Consider the following 18,371-nt stretch of genomic DNA (forward strand, 5'->3'; position numbering starts at 1 on the left):
TGGTGGCGCTTTGAGCAAACTTGCCGCGGCGGCCATCATCAGCATAAGCTTGGACTTAATGTACGCGGCTTGCAGCACAAGCCCGATGTTGATGGGGGACAGATCATGAAGACTCAAATGACTTTGGCTGCGGCCGCCTTGCTGCTCGGCACCGCAATGAGCCCCGCCCTCGCCCAGGAGAAGATCAAGCTGGGCGTCATCGTGACGCTGTCGGGCCCCGGCGCCGCGCTCGGCCAGCAGGTCCGCGATGGCTTTGCCCTCGCGGTGAAGGATCTCGGTGGCAAGATGGGTGGCCGCGATGTCGAGGTCGTCGTTGTCGACGACGAGTTGAAGCCCGATGCGGCGGTGACGAAGGTCAAGGGCCTGCTCGAACGCGACAAGGTCGACTTCGTGGTCGGGCCGATCTTCTCCAACATCCTCCAGGCGATCCACCGGCCGGTCACGGAATCCAAGGTGTTCCTGATCAGCCCCAATGCCGGCCCGTCGACGTTTGCAGGCAAGGACTGCAGCCCGTTCTTCTATGTGACGTCCTATCAGAACGACCAGGTCCACGAGATCCTCGGCAAAGTGGCGCAGGATCGCGGCTACAAGCGGATGTATCTGATGGTGCCGAACTATCAGGCCGGCAAGGACTCGGTCGCCGGTTTCAAGCTCGACTACAAGGGCGAGATCGTCGAAGAGTCCTACATGCCGCTCAACACGTTGGACTTCCAGCCGGAGCTTTCCAAGATTTCGTCGCAGAAGCCCGATGCGCTGTTCACGTTTATGCCGGGCGGTCTCGGTGTCAACCTCGTCAAGCAGTACAAGCAAGCCGGCCTCGCCGACAGCATTCCGGTGCTCTCAGCTTTCACGGTGGATGAATCGACCCTGCCGGCACAGCAGGACGCGGCGGTCGGCATGTTCGGCGGCGCGAACTGGGCGCCCAATCTCGACAATCCCCAGAACAAGAAATTCGTAGCCGCCTACGAGGCCGCCTATAACGGCGTGCCCGGCACCTACGCCTTCCAGGCCTACGATGCTGCGATGCTGATCGACAGCGCGATCAAGGGCGTGAAGGGCGACCTATCCAACAAGGACGCCGTTGCGGCAGCCCTGAAGAAGGCGGACTTCACGTCGCTGCGCGGCTCGTTCAAGTTCAACACCAACGGCTACCCGATCCAGGACTTTTACCTGACCAAGGTCGCCAAGCGTCCGGACGGAAAGTTCCAGACCGAGATCGTCCAAAAGGTTTTCGAGAACTACGGCGACCGCTATGCCAAGGACTGCAAGGCGAACTAAGGCTGCGCGTCGCGTTTAGGGAGGACAGCAATGAAGAGCGAAATCACCGGCATCACGCGGGCCAATGAGGGGATTCAGGGCATCTCCTGGAACATCCTCGGCCAGACCTATGTGCCGAAGAGCAACACCGAGAACAGCTTCTCCTGGCACGCGACCCTGCCGCCGGGCACGTTCGTGCCGCCGCACATTCATCCCGACCAGGACGAATATCTCTACATGCTGGAGGGCAAGCTCGACTTCGTGCTCGGCAATTCGGAGGCGCAGGCGACGCCCGGCGATCTGATCCGGCTCGGCATGGGCGTGCCGCACGGCATCTTCAACAAGTCGGACCAGACCGCAAAAGTGCTGTTCTGGGTCTCGCCGACCAAAAAGCTGTTCGACCTGTTCTGGGGCCTTCACAACATGAAGGAACAGAAGCCGGAGGATGTTGTGGCGATGGCCGCCGAGTTCAACATCCACTTCCTGCCGCCGCCTCCCGGCGCCGGCTAGCGCCTCGCGTCAGGCACGCACCGCAGCAAGTCCCGGTACCGCGGCGAAGCCGGCCTTGGTGGCATAGCCACGCACAATCGCCTCGCGCTGGGAATAGCTCAGCACGTTGTCGACATTGTCGAAGCCGTCGGGCGCGAGCTGCTCGACGGCGTCGATGACGCCCTCGGGGCCACCACGACGGTTGGAGCGGACGATGTCCGCCGTCATCGGCAGGCGCTTCTTCTCGTATTCCATCAAGGCCTGACGCGGATGCTCGGCGCGCACCAGCGCATCCGCAAGGCAGCGCGCGTCGAGGATGGCCTGCGAGGCGCCATTGGAGCCAACCGGATACATCGGATGGGCGGCATCGCCGAGCAGCGTGACGCGTCCGGACGACCAATAGGGCAAGGGATCGCGGTCGCAGGTCGGATATTCGTAGAATTCGGGCGTCGCCGAAATCAGGCTCTTCACGTCGATATAGGGCACCGAGAAGCGCGCGACATGTGGCATCAGCTCCTCGCGCCGGCCCGGGCGCGACCAGTCTTCCTTCCGCGGCGGTGGCGCGTTGCCCTCGCCCACTTTCACCAGCACCGCCCAATTGGTCAGACGGCTCGCCGGGCTCGACCCCTCCGCGATCGGATAGATCACCACCTTGGCGTTGAGACCACCGGCGACGATCATCGACTTGCCGGTGAGGAACAGCGGCCAGTCGCGCGCACCGCGCCACAGCATCAGGCCATTCCAGCACGGCGGCCCTTCGTTCGGGAACAGCGTGTCGCGCACGCGTGAGTGGATGCCGTCGGCGCCGATCAGGATATCGCCGCGTGTGGTGCGGATATGCGAGCCAGCACGGTCGAAGAAATAGGCGGTGACGCCGCCCTCATCCTGCGTGAATGCACCAAGTCGGCAGCCGGTGTGGATTGCATCCACCCCGAGGCGCTCCTCGACGGCGCGATGAATAACACCCTGGAGGCGGCCTCGGTGGATCGAGAATTGCGGCACGTCGTGGCCGGCGTCCACACCGCGAGCTTCGCGCCACACCTCCTGGCCATGGCGGTTGAGGTAGTAGAGCTGGTCGGTACGGATCGCGACGTCGTCGAGCTTCTGCAGCAGGCCGAGGCTGGCAAGCTCGCGCATGGCATGCGGAAGCGTGTTGATGCCGACGCCAAGCTCGCGGATCGTATCGGATTGCTCGAATATCTCGCAGCCGATGCCGCGGGCCCGCAGCATCAACGCCGTGGTGAGACCACCGATACCGCCGCCGACGATAATCGCCTTCATCGCCCTTAACTCCACTCAATACACAGGCAACGGGGTTAACGTCGCACGGGCGGTTACTCCGCCGCAAGCGGCTTTGCCGCCTCCGCCTTGAGTTCAGCCCGGGTCTTGGGCTTAGCCTTAATCCTCAGCTCCTCGAGATCCTGCCGATCGCGCGCGCTATTGCGGAAAATCTGGTCTTTCCCGGGCAGATATTGCGGCGGGCAGAACGCATCGTCTGCCCCGTACCAGGCCGCCGCCTTCATGGTGAAGAAAGGGTCGACCAGATGCGGCCGCCCGAGTGCGACGAGGTCGGCCCGGCCGGCGGCCAGAATGGTGTTGGCCTGGTCCGCGGTCGTGATGTTGCCGACGCACATGGTTGCCACGCGCGCCTCGTTGCGGACCTGGTCGGAGAATGGCGTCTGGAACATGCGACCATAGATCGGCTGTCCATCGCGCACGGTCTGCCCTGTCGAGACGTCGACGAGATCAACACCGGCCTCGGCGAACGCACGCGCAATGGCCACCGCATCGTCACCGGTGACGCCGCCGTCAGCCCAATCGGTCGCGGAGATGCGCACCGACATCGGCTTGTGCTTCGGCCACACGGCCCGCAGCGCCTCAAAGATCTCGAGCGGGAAGCGCAGCCGGTTTTCGAGCGACCCGCCATATTCGTCCGTACGGGTGTTCGTCAGCGGTGAGATGAAGCTGGCAGGAAGATAGCCGTGGGCGCTGTGCAGCTCGAGCATATCGAAGCCGCAGCGCTCACCGCGCTCGGCCGCTGCGACAAACGAATCTCGCACCGCGTTCATGCCCGCGCGATCGAGCTCGCGCGGCACCTGGCTGTCGGGGAAATAGGGCAGCGGGGATGCCGAAACCACATCCCAACCGCCTTCGTCCAGCGGGCGGTCGATGCCATCCCACATCAGCTTGGTCGCGCCCTTCCGGCCGGCATGTCCGAGTTGCAGGCAGATTTTCGCAGCGGAATTACCATGGACGAAATCAACGATGCGCCGCCATGCCGTCTCCTGCTCGTCATTCCACAATCCGGCGCAGCCGGGCGTGATCCGGGCGTCGCGACTGACGCAGGTCATCTCGGTAAAGATCAGGCCGGCGCCGCCGATGGCGCGCGAGCCGTAGTGCACGAGGTGGAATTCACCCGGAACGCCCTCCTTCGCCGAATACATGCACATCGGCGACATCACGGCGCGGTTGGCGATCTCCATCTCACGCAAGCGGAATGGCTGGAACAGCGGCACCATCGGCTTGTCGGTACTGACGTCAAAGCCGATGTCGCGAACTTGCCTGGCGAATGACTTCTCGACTTCGGCGACAAAATCGGGCGCTCGGAGCTTCAGATTGTCATAAGTGATCGCCTTCGAGCGCGTCATCACGCCAAAGGCGAACTGCACAGGATCAAAGTCCCAGAAGCGGTCGACATGCTCGAACCAGACCAGCGAGACGTCGGCCGCGTGCTGGGTCTTCTCGACCTCTTCGCGGCGGCCGTGCTCATAGACATCCAGCGCAGCCTTTGTGTCGGGTGCCTTTGCCATAGCTTCCGCCAGCGCGATCGCGTCTTCCATCGCGAGCTTGGTGCCCGAGCCGATCGAGAAATGCGCGGTAGCCTTGGCGTCGCCGAGCAGAACCATGTTGTCCTTGACCCAGCGCTTGCTGCGGATCATCGGGAAATTGCGCCACATCGAGCGGTTGGTGAGCAGCTTGTGCTCGCCGAGGAACCAGCCAAAGATCTCGGCCATCCGCGCTGCGGACTGGGTTTCATTGAGACCCGTCAGGCCCGCACGCTCGAACGTTTCCGGATCGGTCTCGAAAATCCAGGTCGAGTGACCGGCCTCATATTGGTAGGCGTGGGCGATGAAAGGTCCCCACTCCGTTTCCTGGAAGATGAAGGTGAAGGCATCGAGCGGCCTGGTCGAGCCCATCCAGGCAAACTTGTTGGTGCGGAGGTCGACTTCCGGTTCGAAGTGATCGACATGCTTCTCGCGAAATCGGCTGTTGATGCCGTCGGCAAGCAAGACGAGATCGGCATCGGCAAAGCGCGACTCGTCGTCGACATCCACTTCGAAATGGAGGTTGACACCGAGCTCGCGCGCCCGCTCCTGCAGGATCAGCAACAATTTTTGCCGCGAGCAGCCGCAAAAGCCGTTACCCCCGACCCGATGCACCGTGCCGCGAAAATGCACGGCGATATCGTCCCAATAAGCGAACTCCTGGGTGATGCGGCGGTAGCTCGGGAGATCGTGTTTCTCGAAATTGTCGAGCGTGGCGTCCGAGAACACCACGCCGAAGCCGAACGTGTCGCCGGCGCGGTTGCGTTCATAGACGGTGATATCGGCGCTCGGGCGCTGCTTCTTGAGCAGGATCGCTGCGTAGAGCCCCGCAGGTCCGCCACCGATGATCGCGACTTTCATGGGAGCCTCGCCAATTCACCCGGCCATGAAAACTATTTTAAGCCTAAAATAATTTCTGGCAAGTCCCCGTCCAGGCCTTCCCGCAGGAAAAGACCGCTCAGTCGCCCCTGAAGGCCGGCTTGACCTTGTTGGCAAAAGCCTCGAAGGCGCGCTCGAAATCGGCCGTCGTCATGCACAGGGCTTGGGCAACGGCCTCAGCTTCGATCGCTTCCTCCACCGACATCGCCCACTCCATGGCCAGCATCCGCTTGGTCATGGTGTTGCCGAAGGTCGGCCCTTCCGCGACCTGCTTGGCCAGTAGCTGCGCCTGGGGCAGCACTTGCTCCGGCGTGACGATGCGGCTGAAGAAGCCCCAGCGCTCGCCCTCCTCCGCGGCCATGAACCGGCCGGTGTACAGAAGCTCGGAGGCGCGGGACTGACCGATGATCCGCGGCAGGATCGCGCAGGCGCCCATGTCACAGCCGCCAAGACCCACCTTGTTGAAGAGGAAAGCCACCTTGGCTCCGCTCGCGGCGAGCCGCATGTCGGATGCCATGGCGATGATCGCGCCGGCACCGGCGCAGATGCCCTCGACCGCGGCCACGATCGGCTGCGGGCAGGCTCGCATCGCTTTGACGAGGTCACCGGTCATACGGGTGAACGCGGTCAGGCCCTTGGTATCCATCTTCACCAGCGGGCCAATAATCTCGAACACGTCACCGCCGGACGAGAAATTGCCGCCGGCGCCGGTGACGACGATGGACTTGACCGCGTCGTCGAACGCGCAGGCACGGAAGAAATCCGTCAACTCGCGGTAGCTCTCGAACGTCAGCGGATTCTTTCGTTCGGGACGGTTGAGCGTCACGGTCGCAACGCCGTCAACCACGGCCAGCAGGAAGTGTTGCGGCGAATAGTCCGCCAGCGGCACGGTGACGGGATTGGCTGGTCTGCTCATGAGATGTCCTTCCTTGTTCCGCGCGGTTAGATCTCGCCACCGGCGACGGCAATCGCCTGCCCCGTGATCGCACCGGCGTTCTCGCTGCACAACCAAAGCACGGCATTCGCCACTTCCTGCGGCGTGATCAGGCGCCCCTGCGGATTGTGCTTGGCAAGCTCGGCGATCGCCTGCTCACGGGTTCGCCCGGTCTTCTTCATGATGTTGTCGATGCTGCCGGTAACGAGATCGGTGTCGGTGAAGCCGGGGCAGACCGCATTCACGGTCACGTTGCTGCCGGCCATTTCCAGCGCGAGCGAACGCACAAGACCGATCACAGCGTGTTTCGCGGCCGCATACGCGCTCACATATGCATAACCCTTGAGCCCGGCCGTCGATGCGATCGCAACGATGCGCCCGTAGGAGCGATCCTTCATCGCCGGCAACACAGCGCTGATAGCATGGACAACGCCCATGAAATTGACGTCGATCATGCGCGCAAAAAGGGCACTGTCCGACTTCGCGAACGGCGCGGATTCAGCACTGCCGGCGTTTGCGATCAGGATATCGATCGGCTTGCGCGCATGCGCTGCGGCGATCGCTGCCTTGAGCGCAGCTTCGTCCGAGACATCGGCAACGGCTGCATAATGCGCGGCCCCGGCGCTCACCGCCTCTTCGAGAGTAGCCGCGTTCCGACCGAGCACCGTCACGGTGGCACCAGCGCCGACAAGGGATGCTGCGATCGCGCGGCCGATGCCGCGACCGCCACCGGTTACCAGCGCGTGCGGCGAATGCGGCAATGCGGACATGCGCGGGCTCCCTCAGGATCTGCTGATCGTTCCTCCGATATATTTTAACCTTCAAACTTTTGCAACGAAAGCGCGCATCGACGCCGCAAACGCCCGCGCGCGCGAGAGCGGCCTGAAAATTGCTTTAAGTATAAAATTATCTCTTCCCATCCCCCACAAGCCTGTTAGCATCGCTCGGCCAAGCAAAAGGATGTCGCGTGTCGCAGCCTGCGCCGATGATAACGAGGGACGGACGCTTCGCCTATGAAGCCGCGGGCGATCCGGGTGCGATACCCCTGATTTTCCTGCATGGCATCGGCGGCGCGGCGCGGGCCTGGAGACAGCAGCTTGCCACATTCGGCAATCGCTTCCGCGCGATCGCGTGGGACATGCCGGGCTATGGCGGTTCGTCGCCACTCGCCAGCGTCAGCATCGCTGCTCTGGCCGATGCACTCCAGCAATTCATCGCGCAGATCGGCGCGACAAGCCCCATTCTGGTCGGCCACTCGATCGGTGGCATGATCGTCCAGAAGTGGCTGGTGCAGTCGCCGAAACTCGCGCGCGCTGTCGTCCTCGCGCAGACCAGCCCGGCCTTCGGCAAGGCCGACGGCGACTGGCAGAAATCGTTCATCGCGGCACGCCTGGGTCCGCTCGATCGCGGCGAGACCATGAAATCGCTGGCACCGTCCCTCGTGAAGGAGCTCGTCGGCGACGATCCTGATCCCAAGGGGATGGAGCTTGCACGCGATTGCATGGGGGGTGTGCCCGAGGCGAGCTATCGCGCCATGATGCTGGCGCTGATCGGATTCGACCAACGCAGCACGCTCAAGGACATTTCCGTGCCGACGCTGCTGCTGTCTGGTTCCAAGGACAACAACGCGCCTGCGCCGATGATGGCGAAGACGGCGACCTACATTCCCGCCGCCGAATATGTCGAACTCCCCGGCGTCGGCCATCTCGCCAACCTTGAGCGGCCTGATGCCTTCGACAAGGCTCTCGGCAGCTTCGTCGATTCCATCGCTGCAAAACACGGGTGACTGCGCAATGACCATGCAAGTCAGCAAGACCATCGGCACGAGCGACAAGGTCGCGCTGGACGCGCCGATCTTCGATCCCGTGGCTTTCCGCTTGAGCGACGAACAGGCCGGGATCATCGCGCGGGCGCGCGAGATCGGCCAAAGCGTGTTCGCGGGTCGTGCCGCCACCTACGATCGCGAGGCGGTCTTCCCGACCGAAAATTATCGAGACCTGCACCGCATCGGCCTGCTCGGCATCGCCGTGCCGAAGAAGCACGGCGGGCTGGGAGCTAACTACCAGACCTACGCGCTCGCAGCGGCGGAGATCGGCCGCTATTGCGGCGCGACCGCGCTGACCTGGAACATGCATGTCTGCTCGACCCTGTGGTCTGGACCGCTGGCTGATGACCTCGATATGGACGCGGAGACCCGTGCGGAACACGAAAAGCGGCGGGCCGTCCACTACAAGCGCATCGTCGAGGACGGTGCGATCTATTCGCAACCCTTCTCCGAAGGCGGTGCGGCAGCCGCGGGCGGCGTTGCCTTCGGCACGGAAGCAAAGCCTGTCAAAGGCGGCTGGATCGTCAACGGCAAGAAGATCTTTGCATCGCTCTCCGGCCACGCCGACTATTACGGCGTGCTCTGCACGGAGATCGAGGAAGGCGAAAAGGCTTCGCGCCGCAATACGCTCTACCTCGCGATTCCTGCGAAGTCGCAAGGCGTTTCCGTCGTCGGCGACTGGGATCCGCTCGGTATGCGCGGCACAGTCTCGCGAACACTGCTGTTCAAGGACGTGTTCGTACCGGAAGATTCTGCGCTGATGCCGCGCGGCGTTTATTTTCAGGCGGCGATGCGATGGCCGCATATGTTCCTGACGCTATCGCCCACCTATATGGGGCTCGCGCAAGCCTCCTACGATTTCACGGTGCGGTATCTGCGCGGCGAGGTGCCGGGCATGCCGCCGGTCAAGCGCCGTATGTATCCGACCAAGCAGATCGCGGTCGCGCAGATGCAAATCAAGCTCGAGCAGATCAAGGCGATCTGGTTCCAGGCCGTTACCGAAGCGCGCGCCAATCCGAGCAAGGAGCAAGTGCTGCGCGCCTATGCCGCGCAATATTCGGTGATGGAAGGCGCCAATGAGCTGGCCGCGCTTGCGATCCGCACCTGCGGGGGACAGGCGATGCTCCGCTCGCTGCCGCTGGAACGCATCTATCGCGACAGCCGCTGCGGCTCGCTGATGCTGCCCTGGACGGCCGAGCTCTGCCTCGACCGGATCGGTCGCGAGGCGCTGTACGAGGCCGGCGAAACGGACGACTGAAGGTGGACCTCTGCAGTCTGATCGATCGCAACGCGGCGTTTTCGCCAGACAAGAGCGCTATCGCCTTCGAGGGAGAGCGGCTGAGCTACGCAGCGTTCGCCGATCGTATCGAGCGGACCGCAACAGCTTTGAAGCAGGACGTCGGTGTCGGCCGAGGCGACCGCGTCGCGATCCTGAGCCTGAATCGGCCGGACTATCTGGTCCTGCTCTATGCATGCGCACGGCTCGGCGCGATGTTGGTGCCGCTGAACTGGCGGCTGGCTGTCGCCGAACAGCTTTTCATCCTCACCGATGCCGGTGCCAAGGTGCTGGTGCTCGAGCAGGCATTCGAAGGAGTCCTGCCCGAACTCGCGCCGGGGACCACCGTCATCGGCCTCGATTTTGCGCCACCGCACGGCATGACCTTCGAAAGCATGCTAGCGCGTAAGGGAAGCAGCGGACGCAATCCGCACACCGATCTCTCCTGCCCGCTGCTCATCGTCTACACGTCGGGGACGACCGGACGACCGAAAGGTGCTGTGCTGCGCCAGGAGGCACTGTTCTGGAACGGTGTCATGAGTCAGCACATGCACAACATGACGTCCGATGATCATGTGCTGACGGTGCTGCCGTTCTTCCACGTCGGCGGGCTCAACATCCAGACGACCGCGGCACTTCAGCTTGGTGCAACCGTCTCAATCCACGCTCGCTTCACCCCGGAAACGGCGCTTGCCGCCATCGAACGGGATCGGCCAACCCTGACGGTCATGGTGCCGGCGATCATCCAGGCCGTTAGTGAGCACCCCGCCTGGGCCACGACCGATCTCTCATCGCTGAAGGCCGTCGCCACCGGCTCGACCATCGTGCCGCCACACCTGATCGATCGCTTCGTCGCACGCGGCGTGCCGGTGCTGCAAGTCTACGGTTCGACGGAAACTTGCCCCATCGCCGTCTACACCCGCCTCGGCGGCGACCTGTCGCGCGCGGGATCGACCGGGCTTGCCGGCCTGTGCTGCGAGGCGAAGGTGATTGATCAGGCCGGCAACGAGGTGCCGGCGGGCGCGCCGGGCGAGATCGCGGTCCGCGGCCCCAATGTTTTCTTCGAGTATTGGGGCAATGCGGACGCCACGCGCGATGCGCTGCACGACGGCTGGTATCGCACCGGTGATATTGGCCTGTGCGACCCGAACGGCTACTTCTGGGTTCGCGACCGCAAGAAGAACATGATCATTTCCGGCGGCGAGAACGTCTATCCGGCCGAGGTCGAACGGGTGCTGCTCGAACATCCAGACGTCAGCGAATGCGCCGTAATCGGCCGGCCGGACCCGCGCTGGGATGAAGTGCCCATTGCCTATGTCATCCGGCGATCCGGCTGCCGTCTCGAAGCGGCCGAGCTGAGAGCACACGTTCAGGCGCAGCTCGCCCGGTACAAGGTTCCACGCGACATCGTTTTCGTCGCCGACATGCCGCGCACAGCGCTGGGCAAGGTCCAACATTTCCTGCTGAAGCAACTTGATGCGCAGTCACGCGCGCAAGGAGAAGCATCTTGAAGATTGCGGTTCTGGGTGGGGGGAACGGCTCTTTCGCGGCCGCAGGCGATTTTGCGCTATCGGGACATGAGGTCCGGCTGTGGCGCCGTGATGCAGAACAGGTCGAAGCACATCATGCCGCCGGCTCACGCATCCTCGTGAAGGACCATAATGGCCAGCACGATGTGAAGCTGGCACTGGTGACCACCGACATCGCCGAAGCCGTCGGCGATGCCGAGCTGATCCTGTGCCCTGCCCCTGCCTTTGCTCAGCAGAATATCGCCCGACTCCTCGCCCCGCATCTGCAGGACGGCCAGGTCGTGTTTCTGCCGCCGGCGACATTCGGCTCGATCATCTTCGCGCAGGCTGCGCGGGATGCAGGCAATCGCGCCAACGCAAGCTTCGCTGAAACCGGCACGCTGCCATGGCTCACCCGCAAGCACGGGCCATTCGAGGTCGCGATCACCATCCGCGCCAAGCGGCTGCCAGTCGGCGTGTTCCCGCTCGACCAGGCGCCACATGCGCTCGAAGTGATTGGACGCGCCTTCCCTGATGTGATCGAGCCCTGCGGTGACGCGCTATCCGGCGCGCTGATGAATGCGGGCTGCATCATTCACCCGCCGCTGATCGTGATGAACGCAGGCCCGATCGAACATTTCGAGCGGTGGGATATCCACAAGGAAGGCACGCAGGCTGCGATCCGACGGGTGACCGACGTCCTCGACGCCGAGCGGATCGCCGTGCGCGAGGCGCTTGGATATAGCGCACCGCATTTTCCGCTCGCCCACCATTACGCCAAGGAAGGCGAGATCTGGATGTATGGCCGCGGCTCGCATGACCGCCTGACGGATTCCGGCGACTGGCGCGAGCGGATCGTGCTGACCGAACACCGCTACATGCGCGAGGATCTGCGGCTTGGGTTGTCGCTGCTGGTGTCCGTCGCCGGGCTGGCGGGCGTGGCCACGCCCCTCGCCAAGGCTTTCCTGGCCATCGGCGCCGCGATCTGCGGCGAGGACCTCGCGCAAGGCGGCCGGACGCTGGAGACGCTGGGGCTTGGCAAGCTTCACAAGGCCGAATTGCAGATGCTGCTTCGCGAAGGATACTGACCGATGACCCGTCGCGCCAACATTGCCTGTCTCGGGGCCGGCCGCATGGGACGCGGCATCGCCGTCGCATTCGCCTATGCGGGCCACACAGTCACGATGATCGACATCAAGGCGCGTTCAGCGGAGGACTTCGCCAGGTTGGAGGCGGATGCGCTGGGCGAGGTCAGGAAGACCTTTGGCAACCTATCGAAGCTGGGGATGCTGACCGAGACCGACGTTGATCCGCTGATCGCGCGGGTTTCGGTGGTGCCGGCCAGCCAAAGCGGCGCCGCGTTGTCCCAAGCCGGAATGGTGTTCGAGGGCGTTCCTGAGGTCGTCGAGCTCAAGCGCGAGGTGCTGGGGGCGGCTTCAGAGCAGGTTGGCCCCGACACGATCATTGCATCGACGACGTCGACCATCCTCGTCGACGATCTCTCGGGCGCGATCCTGAATCCCCGTCGCTTCCTCAACGTGCACTGGCTCAACCCAGCCTATCTGATCCCACTGGTCGAGGTTTCGCCCGGCAAAGCCACCGATCCTGCCATCATCGACGAGGTCAAGGCGCTGCTCGAAGGCATCGGCAAGGTGCCTGTCGTTTGCGCGGCGACGCCCGGCTTCATCGTCCCGCGCATTCAGGCACTGGCAATGAACGAGGCCGCGCGCATGGTCGAGGAAGGTGTCGCCAGCGCGGAGGAGATCGACAAGGCGATCCGCTACGGTTTCGGTTTCCGCTATGCCGTGCTCGGGCTGCTCGAATTCATCGACTGGGGTGGCGGCGATATTCTGTACTACGCCAGCAAATATCTGGAGGGCGCACTCGGCAGCGACCGCTATCGCGCGCCGGACGTCATTTCACGCAACATGCATGAAGGCCGGATCGGCCTGCGCACAGGGGCCGGCTTCCTCGACTATTCAGGCATGGACGTTGACGCCTATCGCGCAAAGCGCCTCCAGGCCATGGTCGACCTGCTCCGGCACTTCGACCTCGCTCGCCCGCCGGTGCTCGACCGCAGCTAGCCAAAAACGTCCTGAAGCACACCTTCCCGCACCACTGCGACGCCATCGAGCTCGATGGTCGTTCCCATCATTGGAAGGTCGAAATGGCCTGCGGTATAACGGCCGGCAAATTCGTTGGCCCCCGTCGAGAACAGAAAATTGCCGGAGACGGCACGGATCTCAGTGCCGTTGGTGTCGCGCTGGTCGTACATTGACAGCGCCTCGTAACGCGCACCCGGGTTCATGCCGAAACCGACATGCGACACGGCATAAGCCTCCCGATCGCCCCAGGCGGCGAGATAGGCGCGCATCATTGCGGCATCCGTGCCCTCGCCTTCCAGCTCGACCACGTAATCGTCCTTCAACGTCATCTTCACCGGCGACGTCAGGTAGCGCTTGAACGTGAGATTGATGTCGCCCGGCGCCATCACCAGCGTGCCATTAATCGTCCCGCTCTTGGGGAAGCTGACGACGATGCCGCCCGGCCAATGCGCCAGTGTGCCGGGCTTGTCGGTCCAGCCCCACACACCAACCGTGGACGCGCCGACCATGTCCACGTCGAGCGCCGTGCCGGCCTTCGAGGTGACCCGCATCCGCTTCGTTCCACGCAGCATCTTTGCCGCTGCGCGAACGCGCTTCTCCAGCGCGGGATCCGGCACCATCCGCTCCAGCGCCTCGGGATGCTCGTTGGAGATCACCAGAATACGCGCGCCAGCCTTCAGGATTTCGGGCGTCTCCACCGCATGCATCAGGCCTTCGATGGTGCAATCCACCACGAAGCCAGCTTGCTGAAGCGCAGTGATGACCGGCCCAAGCTTTTGGATTGCCTCGCTCGCTCCCGTTGAACGAACCGGAACAATGTTGCGGTTACGCGGTGTCGGCATGACGACATGAAACGGCTTCGCTCCCATTCGCAACAGCGCAAGCTCCGCCAGATGCACGTTCAACGCGCGCGACTGCGTCTCCGAGAGGATCGCCGCGGTATCACCGGCCTTGACCGCACATCGCTCAAAAATCTCGCAAAACGCGTCGATCCATTTTGCCTCGATGCGATCAGCCAACATGGTTCACTCCCGGTCTTCTGGTTTCTTATTCGTCAATTCACGCTTCGGGGAAACCTCGCAAGAGGTACGATCGCACGGCGCCCAAAAGGCCGTTCAAGATCAATCCCAGCAGCGAGATCGTGATCAGCGGCACGAACATGTCGACCGCCTGGAAGGTGCGCGCCGCCGTCACAAGGGAATGCCCCAAGCCGTCCGTCGACGTGATCATCTCGGCCAGAAACACCACGATGCACGAAATGACAAGACCGATCCGGCACCCCGTCAGGATCGACGGCATCGCCGCGGGCAAGACAACCTTGAACAGGATTTCATAGCGCGGCGTTCCCGCTGCCATCGCCGACCAGATCAGCTTCTGCTCCACCATCGACGCCCCATAGTAGGTGGACAGCAGAATGGGAAAGAGCGCGTCCGCGGTCACCAGCGTGATCTTCGATCCGTGGCCGAAGCCAAGCAACAGCAACAGAGCCGGATAGAGCGCGACCTTCGGCAGCGGCGCCAGCACCCGCACGATCGGCCGAACTATGGCGTTGATCGCCGGACTGGCAGCAGCTGCGATGCCAATGCTGACGCCGAGGACGACTGCAATCGCGAAGCCGGCGAACAGCCGGATCAGGGTCGCCGCGATATCCTGCTGAAACGTCCGTGTCACGAGCTGCTGGAGCAGCCGGCTGAACACGACGCCCGGCGGCGGCAGCAAAACCGCAGGCGCGAAGCCGAATGACACCAGGCCCTGCCACAGCGCGATCACCAATGCGATTGGCGCGAGCCCAAAGACGACGTTTGCTGAGAGAGACCGTGGCATCAGGAGAAGCTCAACGGCATGTCGAACTGAGGTTCGGACCAACTCACCAGTCTTGCGCGGACGCGCTCGAAGACCGCATCGAGACAGATGCCCATCGCGCCGACGATGATGATCATCGCGTATACCGTGTCGTATTGGCCCATATCGAGCGCGTTGAACAGGATGTTTCCTGCTCCCGATTGGCGCGCGATCATCTCGCTGGTGATCATCGTGATCAGCGCCAGCACCAGACCGGTGCGGCACCCGGTCAGGATCTCCGGGAGCGCGGCCGGCAACACGATCCGAACCAGGCGCTGCAAGGGCGAAAGCCCCATCGCCGCGCCTGACCACAGCATCTTCTCCTCGACGGCCTTGGCTCCCTCAAAACTGTGATAGATCACCGGGAGGCTGACGCCGAGAAAGATCACCAGCGTCTTGGTGATGTCGCCAACGCCGAGCCACAGCATGATGATCGGCATCAGTGCCGCCTTCGGCACCGGATAGATCACCATCAGTAGCGGATTGAAGAAGGCTGCGACGGCCCGGCTACGGCCCATCAACAGGCCCAGCGGAATCGAGACCAGCACCGCTATGCCGAACCCGATCGCCATGCGGCGAAGCGAGGCCAGGATGTTGATCAGAGATTCCTTGTCACCGAGGATATCCGGGATCGCACGGATCGCTTCGATAGCCGTTGGAAAGCTGTCGTTCTTCAGCGCCAGCGATGCGCCCTGCCATACCGCAAGCAACGCGATGCAAGCGAATATCGGCGCAGCACGTCTGGTCAAGGCGGACGGCGAGATCATGACACTGATCCCGTCTCGTCGACCTCGTCAAACATGCGCTCGATGTCCACGACGTATTTCTGGTAGCGCGGATCGAGCAACAGCTCGTTGCGGCGCCGCGGCCGCGGCAGATCGATATCGATGACTTCCCGGATGCGCCCTGGAGACTTCGACATCATTACGACCTTGTCCGAAAGGAAGACGGCTTCGTCGACCGAGTGGGTGACGAATAGCACCGTCTTGCGGTCACGCTCCCAGATATTCAGGAGATCGTTCTGGAGACGCGTCCGGGTATGCGCATCGAGCGCACCGAACGGCTCGTCCATCAACAGGACTTCTGGATGGTAGGCGAGCGTCCGGGCCAACGCGACGCGCTGCTTCATTCCGCCCGACAACTCCTTCGGATAGAAGTTCTCGTAACCCTTGAGCCCGACCATCTCGATCAGAGCGCGGCTTTGCGCTTCTGCCTCTGTGGGCCGCACACCTTGCTGGCGCGGCCCATACATCACGTTACCCAGCACGGTCTTCCACGGGAACAGCGCGAATTCCTGGAACACCGGGCCGCGATCCGGCCCCGGCCCCGTGATGGCCTGTCCTTTCATCCTCGCCGCGCCGCTGGTTGGACTCACGAAGCCACCGACGATGTAAAGCAGCGTCGACTTACCACAGCCGGACGGACCGAGGATGGAGACAAACGCCCCCTCCTCGATCGCCAAGGAAATATCCGATAGCGCCAAATGATCCTTGCGCGCCGAGGTCTGGAAGACCTGCGAGACGCGGTCGATCTCGATGATCGCAGAAGCCGGCTTTTTTGGCGCCACCGGTCTCACCCATTCGCTCGATCTCGAAGGCACTACCTTCATCCCGTCTCTCGCTTCACTCACGCGCGAATGTCACGCAACCGATCAGCTGAATGTCCTCCATCAGCGGCACGAGCTTAGCAAGAAACCTGCCAAATTGGTCGCCATTTCCGCACGAGTGCAACTGCTCAGTCGAACCACGGCCACTCCGCCGGTCCCTCATGCGTGACCGCTCCACCCGGTGCCTGGCCGACCAGACGCGCATATTTCGCCAGCGCACCTGCGCGATGACGCGGCGGGCGTTGCTTCCAATCGCGTCGCCGTGCAGCGAGTTCCTGCTCGTCGACCAGCAAGTCCATGCGGCGGCGGGCGGCATCAATCCGGATCTTGTCGCCATCACGGACAAGCGCCAGCGGGCCGCCAACAAACGCTTCCGGAGATACATAGCCGATACACATGCCGCGCGTGGCGCCGGAGAACCGGCCATCCGTGATCAGGGCCACTTTCTCGCCCATGCCCTGGCCGTAGATCAGCGCGGTGACGCCGAGCATCTCGCGCATGCCAGGACCACCCACCGGCCCTTCATTGCGGATCACCAAAACCTCACCTGCCTTGTAGCTGCGATCACGAACAGCCGCAACGCAAGCCTCTTCATCCTCGAAGACGCGCGCTACGCCCTCGAAGAACTGGCTCTTCAAGCCCGCGACTTTGATGACGGCGCCGTCGGGGCAGAGATTTCCCTTCAGAACCGCCACGCCGCCGTCTGGCATGATCGGCGCGCGGGCCGCGTAAACCACCTCGCCATCGGGTGCATTGGCCGCGCCATATTCCTCCGCGAGGGTACGGCCCGTGATGGTCAGGCAGCTGCCATCGATATGCCCGCTCTGGATCAACTCGCTGATCACAACGGCCGCGCCTCCGATGTCGTAAACATCCTTCGCCGTGTATTTGCCCCCCGGCCGCAGGTTTCCGATCAGCGGGGTCCTGGTAAAGACCTCGCCGACGTCATCGATCGTGAACGCAATGCCCGCTTCGTTCGCAATCGCCGGCAGATGCAGCGCGGCATTGGTCGATCCGCCCGTCGCGGCGACGATCGCGGCTCCATTTTCGAGAGATCGCCGTGTCACAATGTCACGCGGCAGCGGCCCGCCACGTTCGAGCATCTCCATGATCAACCGCCCTGCGCGGCGCGATATCTGCGCGCGTTCGGCGTAGACGCCGGGCACCATCGACACATTGGGAATCGTCAGGCCCATCGCCTCCGACACCATTCCCATGGTGTTCGCGGTGAACTGACCGGCGCAGGCGCCAATGGTCGGCAGGCAGGCACGCTCGATCCGCTCAAGCGTCGGGGCGTCGATCTCTCCGGTCATGAAGCTGCCGACGGCCTCGTAGGAGTCGAGGACGGTCAGCGTGCGTCCATCCACGCGGCCCGGCAGCGAGCTGCCGCCATAGATGAAGATAGAAGGCACGTTGCAACGAACCATGCCCATCATCACGCCCGGAAGCGTCTTGTCGCAGCCGCCGTATCCGATCAGCGCGTCGTAGGCGAGGCCATGGACGACCGCCTCGATGGAGTCGGCGATCAGCTCACGCGAGAACAGGGAAAACTTCATCCCCTCGTGATTCATGCTGATGCCGTCGGACACCGAGACAGTCGAGAATTCACGCGGCGTACCGCCGGCCTCCTCGACCCCGGTCTTGGCCGCAGCCACCTGAAAATCGTGGGTCATGTTGCAGGGCGTCTGCTCGCCCTTCATGCTGACGATGCCCACCATCGGCTTGGCGATGGCCGCGTCGTCCAGCCCCATGGCGCGCATGAAGGCACGGTGCGGGGCCCGGTCAAGGCCGTCAGTCGTTATCCGTGATCGCAACTTCTTCATGC

16 protein-coding genes are annotated in these 18,371 nt (G+C 63.2%); 7 read left to right on the top strand and 9 right to left on the bottom strand.

Going from position 1 to position 18,371, the window contains the following annotated elements:
- Positions 1–105 precede the first annotated feature (105 nt).
- On the top strand, positions 106–1,278 hold the full coding sequence (locus tag ACLFLU_RS29655; RefSeq protein ID WP_426408285.1) for an ABC transporter substrate-binding protein: 1,173 nt from the start codon (positions 106–108) through the stop codon (positions 1,276–1,278).
- Between the two features lie 30 nt (positions 1,279–1,308).
- Entirely contained in the window at positions 1,309–1,767 is a 459-nt protein-coding gene (locus ACLFLU_RS29660; RefSeq protein WP_194481488.1) for a cupin domain-containing protein, read from the top strand.
- A gap of 9 nt (positions 1,768–1,776) precedes the next feature.
- Here the strand turns inward: ACLFLU_RS29660 and ACLFLU_RS29665 are convergent, their stop codons facing one another.
- From ACLFLU_RS29665 to ACLFLU_RS29680, 4 genes are all read right to left on the bottom strand, one after another.
- A complete protein-coding gene (locus tag ACLFLU_RS29665; RefSeq protein WP_426408286.1) occupies positions 1,777–3,027 on the bottom strand; it encodes a flavin-dependent oxidoreductase in 1,251 nt (416 codons plus the stop codon).
- A 53-nt stretch (positions 3,028–3,080) separates the two neighbouring features.
- Entirely contained in the window at positions 3,081–5,432 is a 2,352-nt protein-coding gene (locus ACLFLU_RS29670) for a bifunctional salicylyl-CoA 5-hydroxylase/oxidoreductase (RefSeq protein WP_426408287.1), read from the bottom strand.
- A 97-nt stretch (positions 5,433–5,529) separates the two neighbouring features.
- Positions 5,530–6,366 carry an enoyl-CoA hydratase family protein gene (locus tag ACLFLU_RS29675; protein WP_426408288.1) on the bottom strand — a complete coding sequence of 279 codons (837 nt, stop codon included), beginning with the start codon at positions 6,364–6,366 and terminating at the stop codon, positions 5,530–5,532.
- Positions 6,367–6,392: 26 nt separating this feature from the next.
- On the bottom strand, positions 6,393–7,154 hold the full coding sequence (locus ACLFLU_RS29680; RefSeq protein WP_426408289.1) for an SDR family NAD(P)-dependent oxidoreductase: 762 nt from the start codon (positions 7,152–7,154) through the stop codon (positions 6,393–6,395).
- 197 nt (positions 7,155–7,351) lie between these two features.
- Between ACLFLU_RS29680 and ACLFLU_RS29685 the strand changes: the two genes are divergently transcribed.
- The 5 genes from ACLFLU_RS29685 to ACLFLU_RS29705 are packed head-to-tail and all read left to right on the top strand — an operon-like array spanning position 7,352 to position 13,077.
- Positions 7,352–8,170, top strand: a complete 819-nt coding sequence (locus ACLFLU_RS29685; RefSeq protein WP_426408290.1) for an alpha/beta fold hydrolase — start codon at positions 7,352–7,354, stop codon at positions 8,168–8,170.
- Between the two features lie 7 nt (positions 8,171–8,177).
- The gene (locus ACLFLU_RS29690; RefSeq protein ID WP_426408291.1) at positions 8,178–9,467 is read left to right on the top strand and encodes an acyl-CoA dehydrogenase family protein; all 1,290 of its coding nucleotides are present in this window, start codon (positions 8,178–8,180) and stop codon (positions 9,465–9,467) included.
- 2 nt (positions 9,468–9,469) lie between these two features.
- Complete coding sequence (locus ACLFLU_RS29695; RefSeq protein WP_426408292.1) at positions 9,470–10,996, top strand: class I adenylate-forming enzyme family protein; 1,527 nt, start codon at positions 9,470–9,472, stop codon at positions 10,994–10,996.
- On the top strand, positions 10,993–12,081 hold the full coding sequence (locus ACLFLU_RS29700; protein WP_426408293.1) for an NAD/NADP octopine/nopaline dehydrogenase family protein: 1,089 nt from the start codon (positions 10,993–10,995) through the stop codon (positions 12,079–12,081). The genes ACLFLU_RS29695 and ACLFLU_RS29700 overlap by 4 nt, the downstream gene beginning before the upstream one ends.
- Positions 12,082–12,084: 3 nt before the next feature.
- Positions 12,085–13,077, top strand: coding sequence for a 3-hydroxybutyryl-CoA dehydrogenase (locus ACLFLU_RS29705; RefSeq protein ID WP_426408294.1), 993 nt, complete (start codon positions 12,085–12,087; stop codon positions 13,075–13,077).
- Here ACLFLU_RS29705 and ACLFLU_RS29710 read toward each other — a convergent pair.
- From ACLFLU_RS29710 to ilvD, 5 genes are all read right to left on the bottom strand, one after another.
- Positions 13,074–14,120: a peptidase M29 gene (locus ACLFLU_RS29710; RefSeq protein WP_148752679.1), complete on the bottom strand. Its 1,047-nt coding sequence runs from the start codon at positions 14,118–14,120 to the stop codon at positions 13,074–13,076. The genes ACLFLU_RS29705 and ACLFLU_RS29710 overlap by 4 nt on opposite strands.
- Positions 14,121–14,157: 37 nt before the next feature.
- On the bottom strand, positions 14,158–14,922 hold the full coding sequence (locus ACLFLU_RS29715; RefSeq protein WP_426408295.1) for an ABC transporter permease: 765 nt from the start codon (positions 14,920–14,922) through the stop codon (positions 14,158–14,160).
- Complete coding sequence (locus tag ACLFLU_RS29720) at positions 14,922–15,707, bottom strand: ABC transporter permease (RefSeq protein WP_426408296.1); 786 nt, start codon at positions 15,705–15,707, stop codon at positions 14,922–14,924. The genes ACLFLU_RS29715 and ACLFLU_RS29720 overlap by 1 nt, the downstream gene beginning before the upstream one ends.
- Positions 15,704–16,549 (bottom strand): ABC transporter ATP-binding protein, encoded by an 846-nt coding sequence (locus tag ACLFLU_RS29725; RefSeq protein ID WP_426408297.1) that lies wholly within the window; start codon positions 16,547–16,549, stop codon positions 15,704–15,706. The genes ACLFLU_RS29720 and ACLFLU_RS29725 overlap by 4 nt, the downstream gene beginning before the upstream one ends.
- Before the next feature lie 125 nt (positions 16,550–16,674).
- On the bottom strand, positions 16,675–18,369 hold the full coding sequence (gene ilvD / locus ACLFLU_RS29730; RefSeq protein WP_426408298.1) for a dihydroxy-acid dehydratase: 1,695 nt from the start codon (positions 18,367–18,369) through the stop codon (positions 16,675–16,677).
- Between the last annotated feature and the right edge of the window lie 2 nt (positions 18,370–18,371).

Origin of the sequence: Bradyrhizobium ganzhouense, assembly GCF_049949285.1 — a bacterium.
Lineage (GTDB): Bacteria > Pseudomonadota > Alphaproteobacteria > Rhizobiales > Xanthobacteraceae > Bradyrhizobium > Bradyrhizobium ganzhouense.

Coding starts and splice junctions, on each gene's coding strand:
- ACLFLU_RS29710 (WP_148752679.1), bottom strand. CDS start 14,120: ATGTTGGCTGATCGCATCGAGGCAAAATGGATCGACGCGTTTTGCGAG.
- ilvD (WP_426408298.1), bottom strand. CDS start 18,369: ATGAAGAAGTTGCGATCACGGATAACGACTGACGGCCTTGACCGGGCC.
- ACLFLU_RS29680 (WP_426408289.1), bottom strand. CDS start 7,154: ATGTCCGCATTGCCGCATTCGCCGCACGCGCTGGTAACCGGTGGCGGT.
- ACLFLU_RS29690 (WP_426408291.1), top strand. CDS start 8,178: ATGACCATGCAAGTCAGCAAGACCATCGGCACGAGCGACAAGGTCGCG.
- ACLFLU_RS29675 (WP_426408288.1), bottom strand. CDS start 6,366: ATGAGCAGACCAGCCAATCCCGTCACCGTGCCGCTGGCGGACTATTCG.
- ACLFLU_RS29665 (WP_426408286.1), bottom strand. CDS start 3,027: ATGAAGGCGATTATCGTCGGCGGCGGTATCGGTGGTCTCACCACGGCG.
- ACLFLU_RS29715 (WP_426408295.1), bottom strand. CDS start 14,922: ATGCCACGGTCTCTCTCAGCAAACGTCGTCTTTGGGCTCGCGCCAATC.
- ACLFLU_RS29670 (WP_426408287.1), bottom strand. CDS start 5,432: ATGAAAGTCGCGATCATCGGTGGCGGACCTGCGGGGCTCTACGCAGCG.
- ACLFLU_RS29655 (WP_426408285.1), top strand. CDS start 106: ATGAAGACTCAAATGACTTTGGCTGCGGCCGCCTTGCTGCTCGGCACC.
- ACLFLU_RS29660 (WP_194481488.1), top strand. CDS start 1,309: ATGAAGAGCGAAATCACCGGCATCACGCGGGCCAATGAGGGGATTCAG.
- ACLFLU_RS29720 (WP_426408296.1), bottom strand. CDS start 15,707: ATGATCTCGCCGTCCGCCTTGACCAGACGTGCTGCGCCGATATTCGCT.
- ACLFLU_RS29705 (WP_426408294.1), top strand. CDS start 12,085: ATGACCCGTCGCGCCAACATTGCCTGTCTCGGGGCCGGCCGCATGGGA.
- ACLFLU_RS29725 (WP_426408297.1), bottom strand. CDS start 16,549: ATGAAGGTAGTGCCTTCGAGATCGAGCGAATGGGTGAGACCGGTGGCG.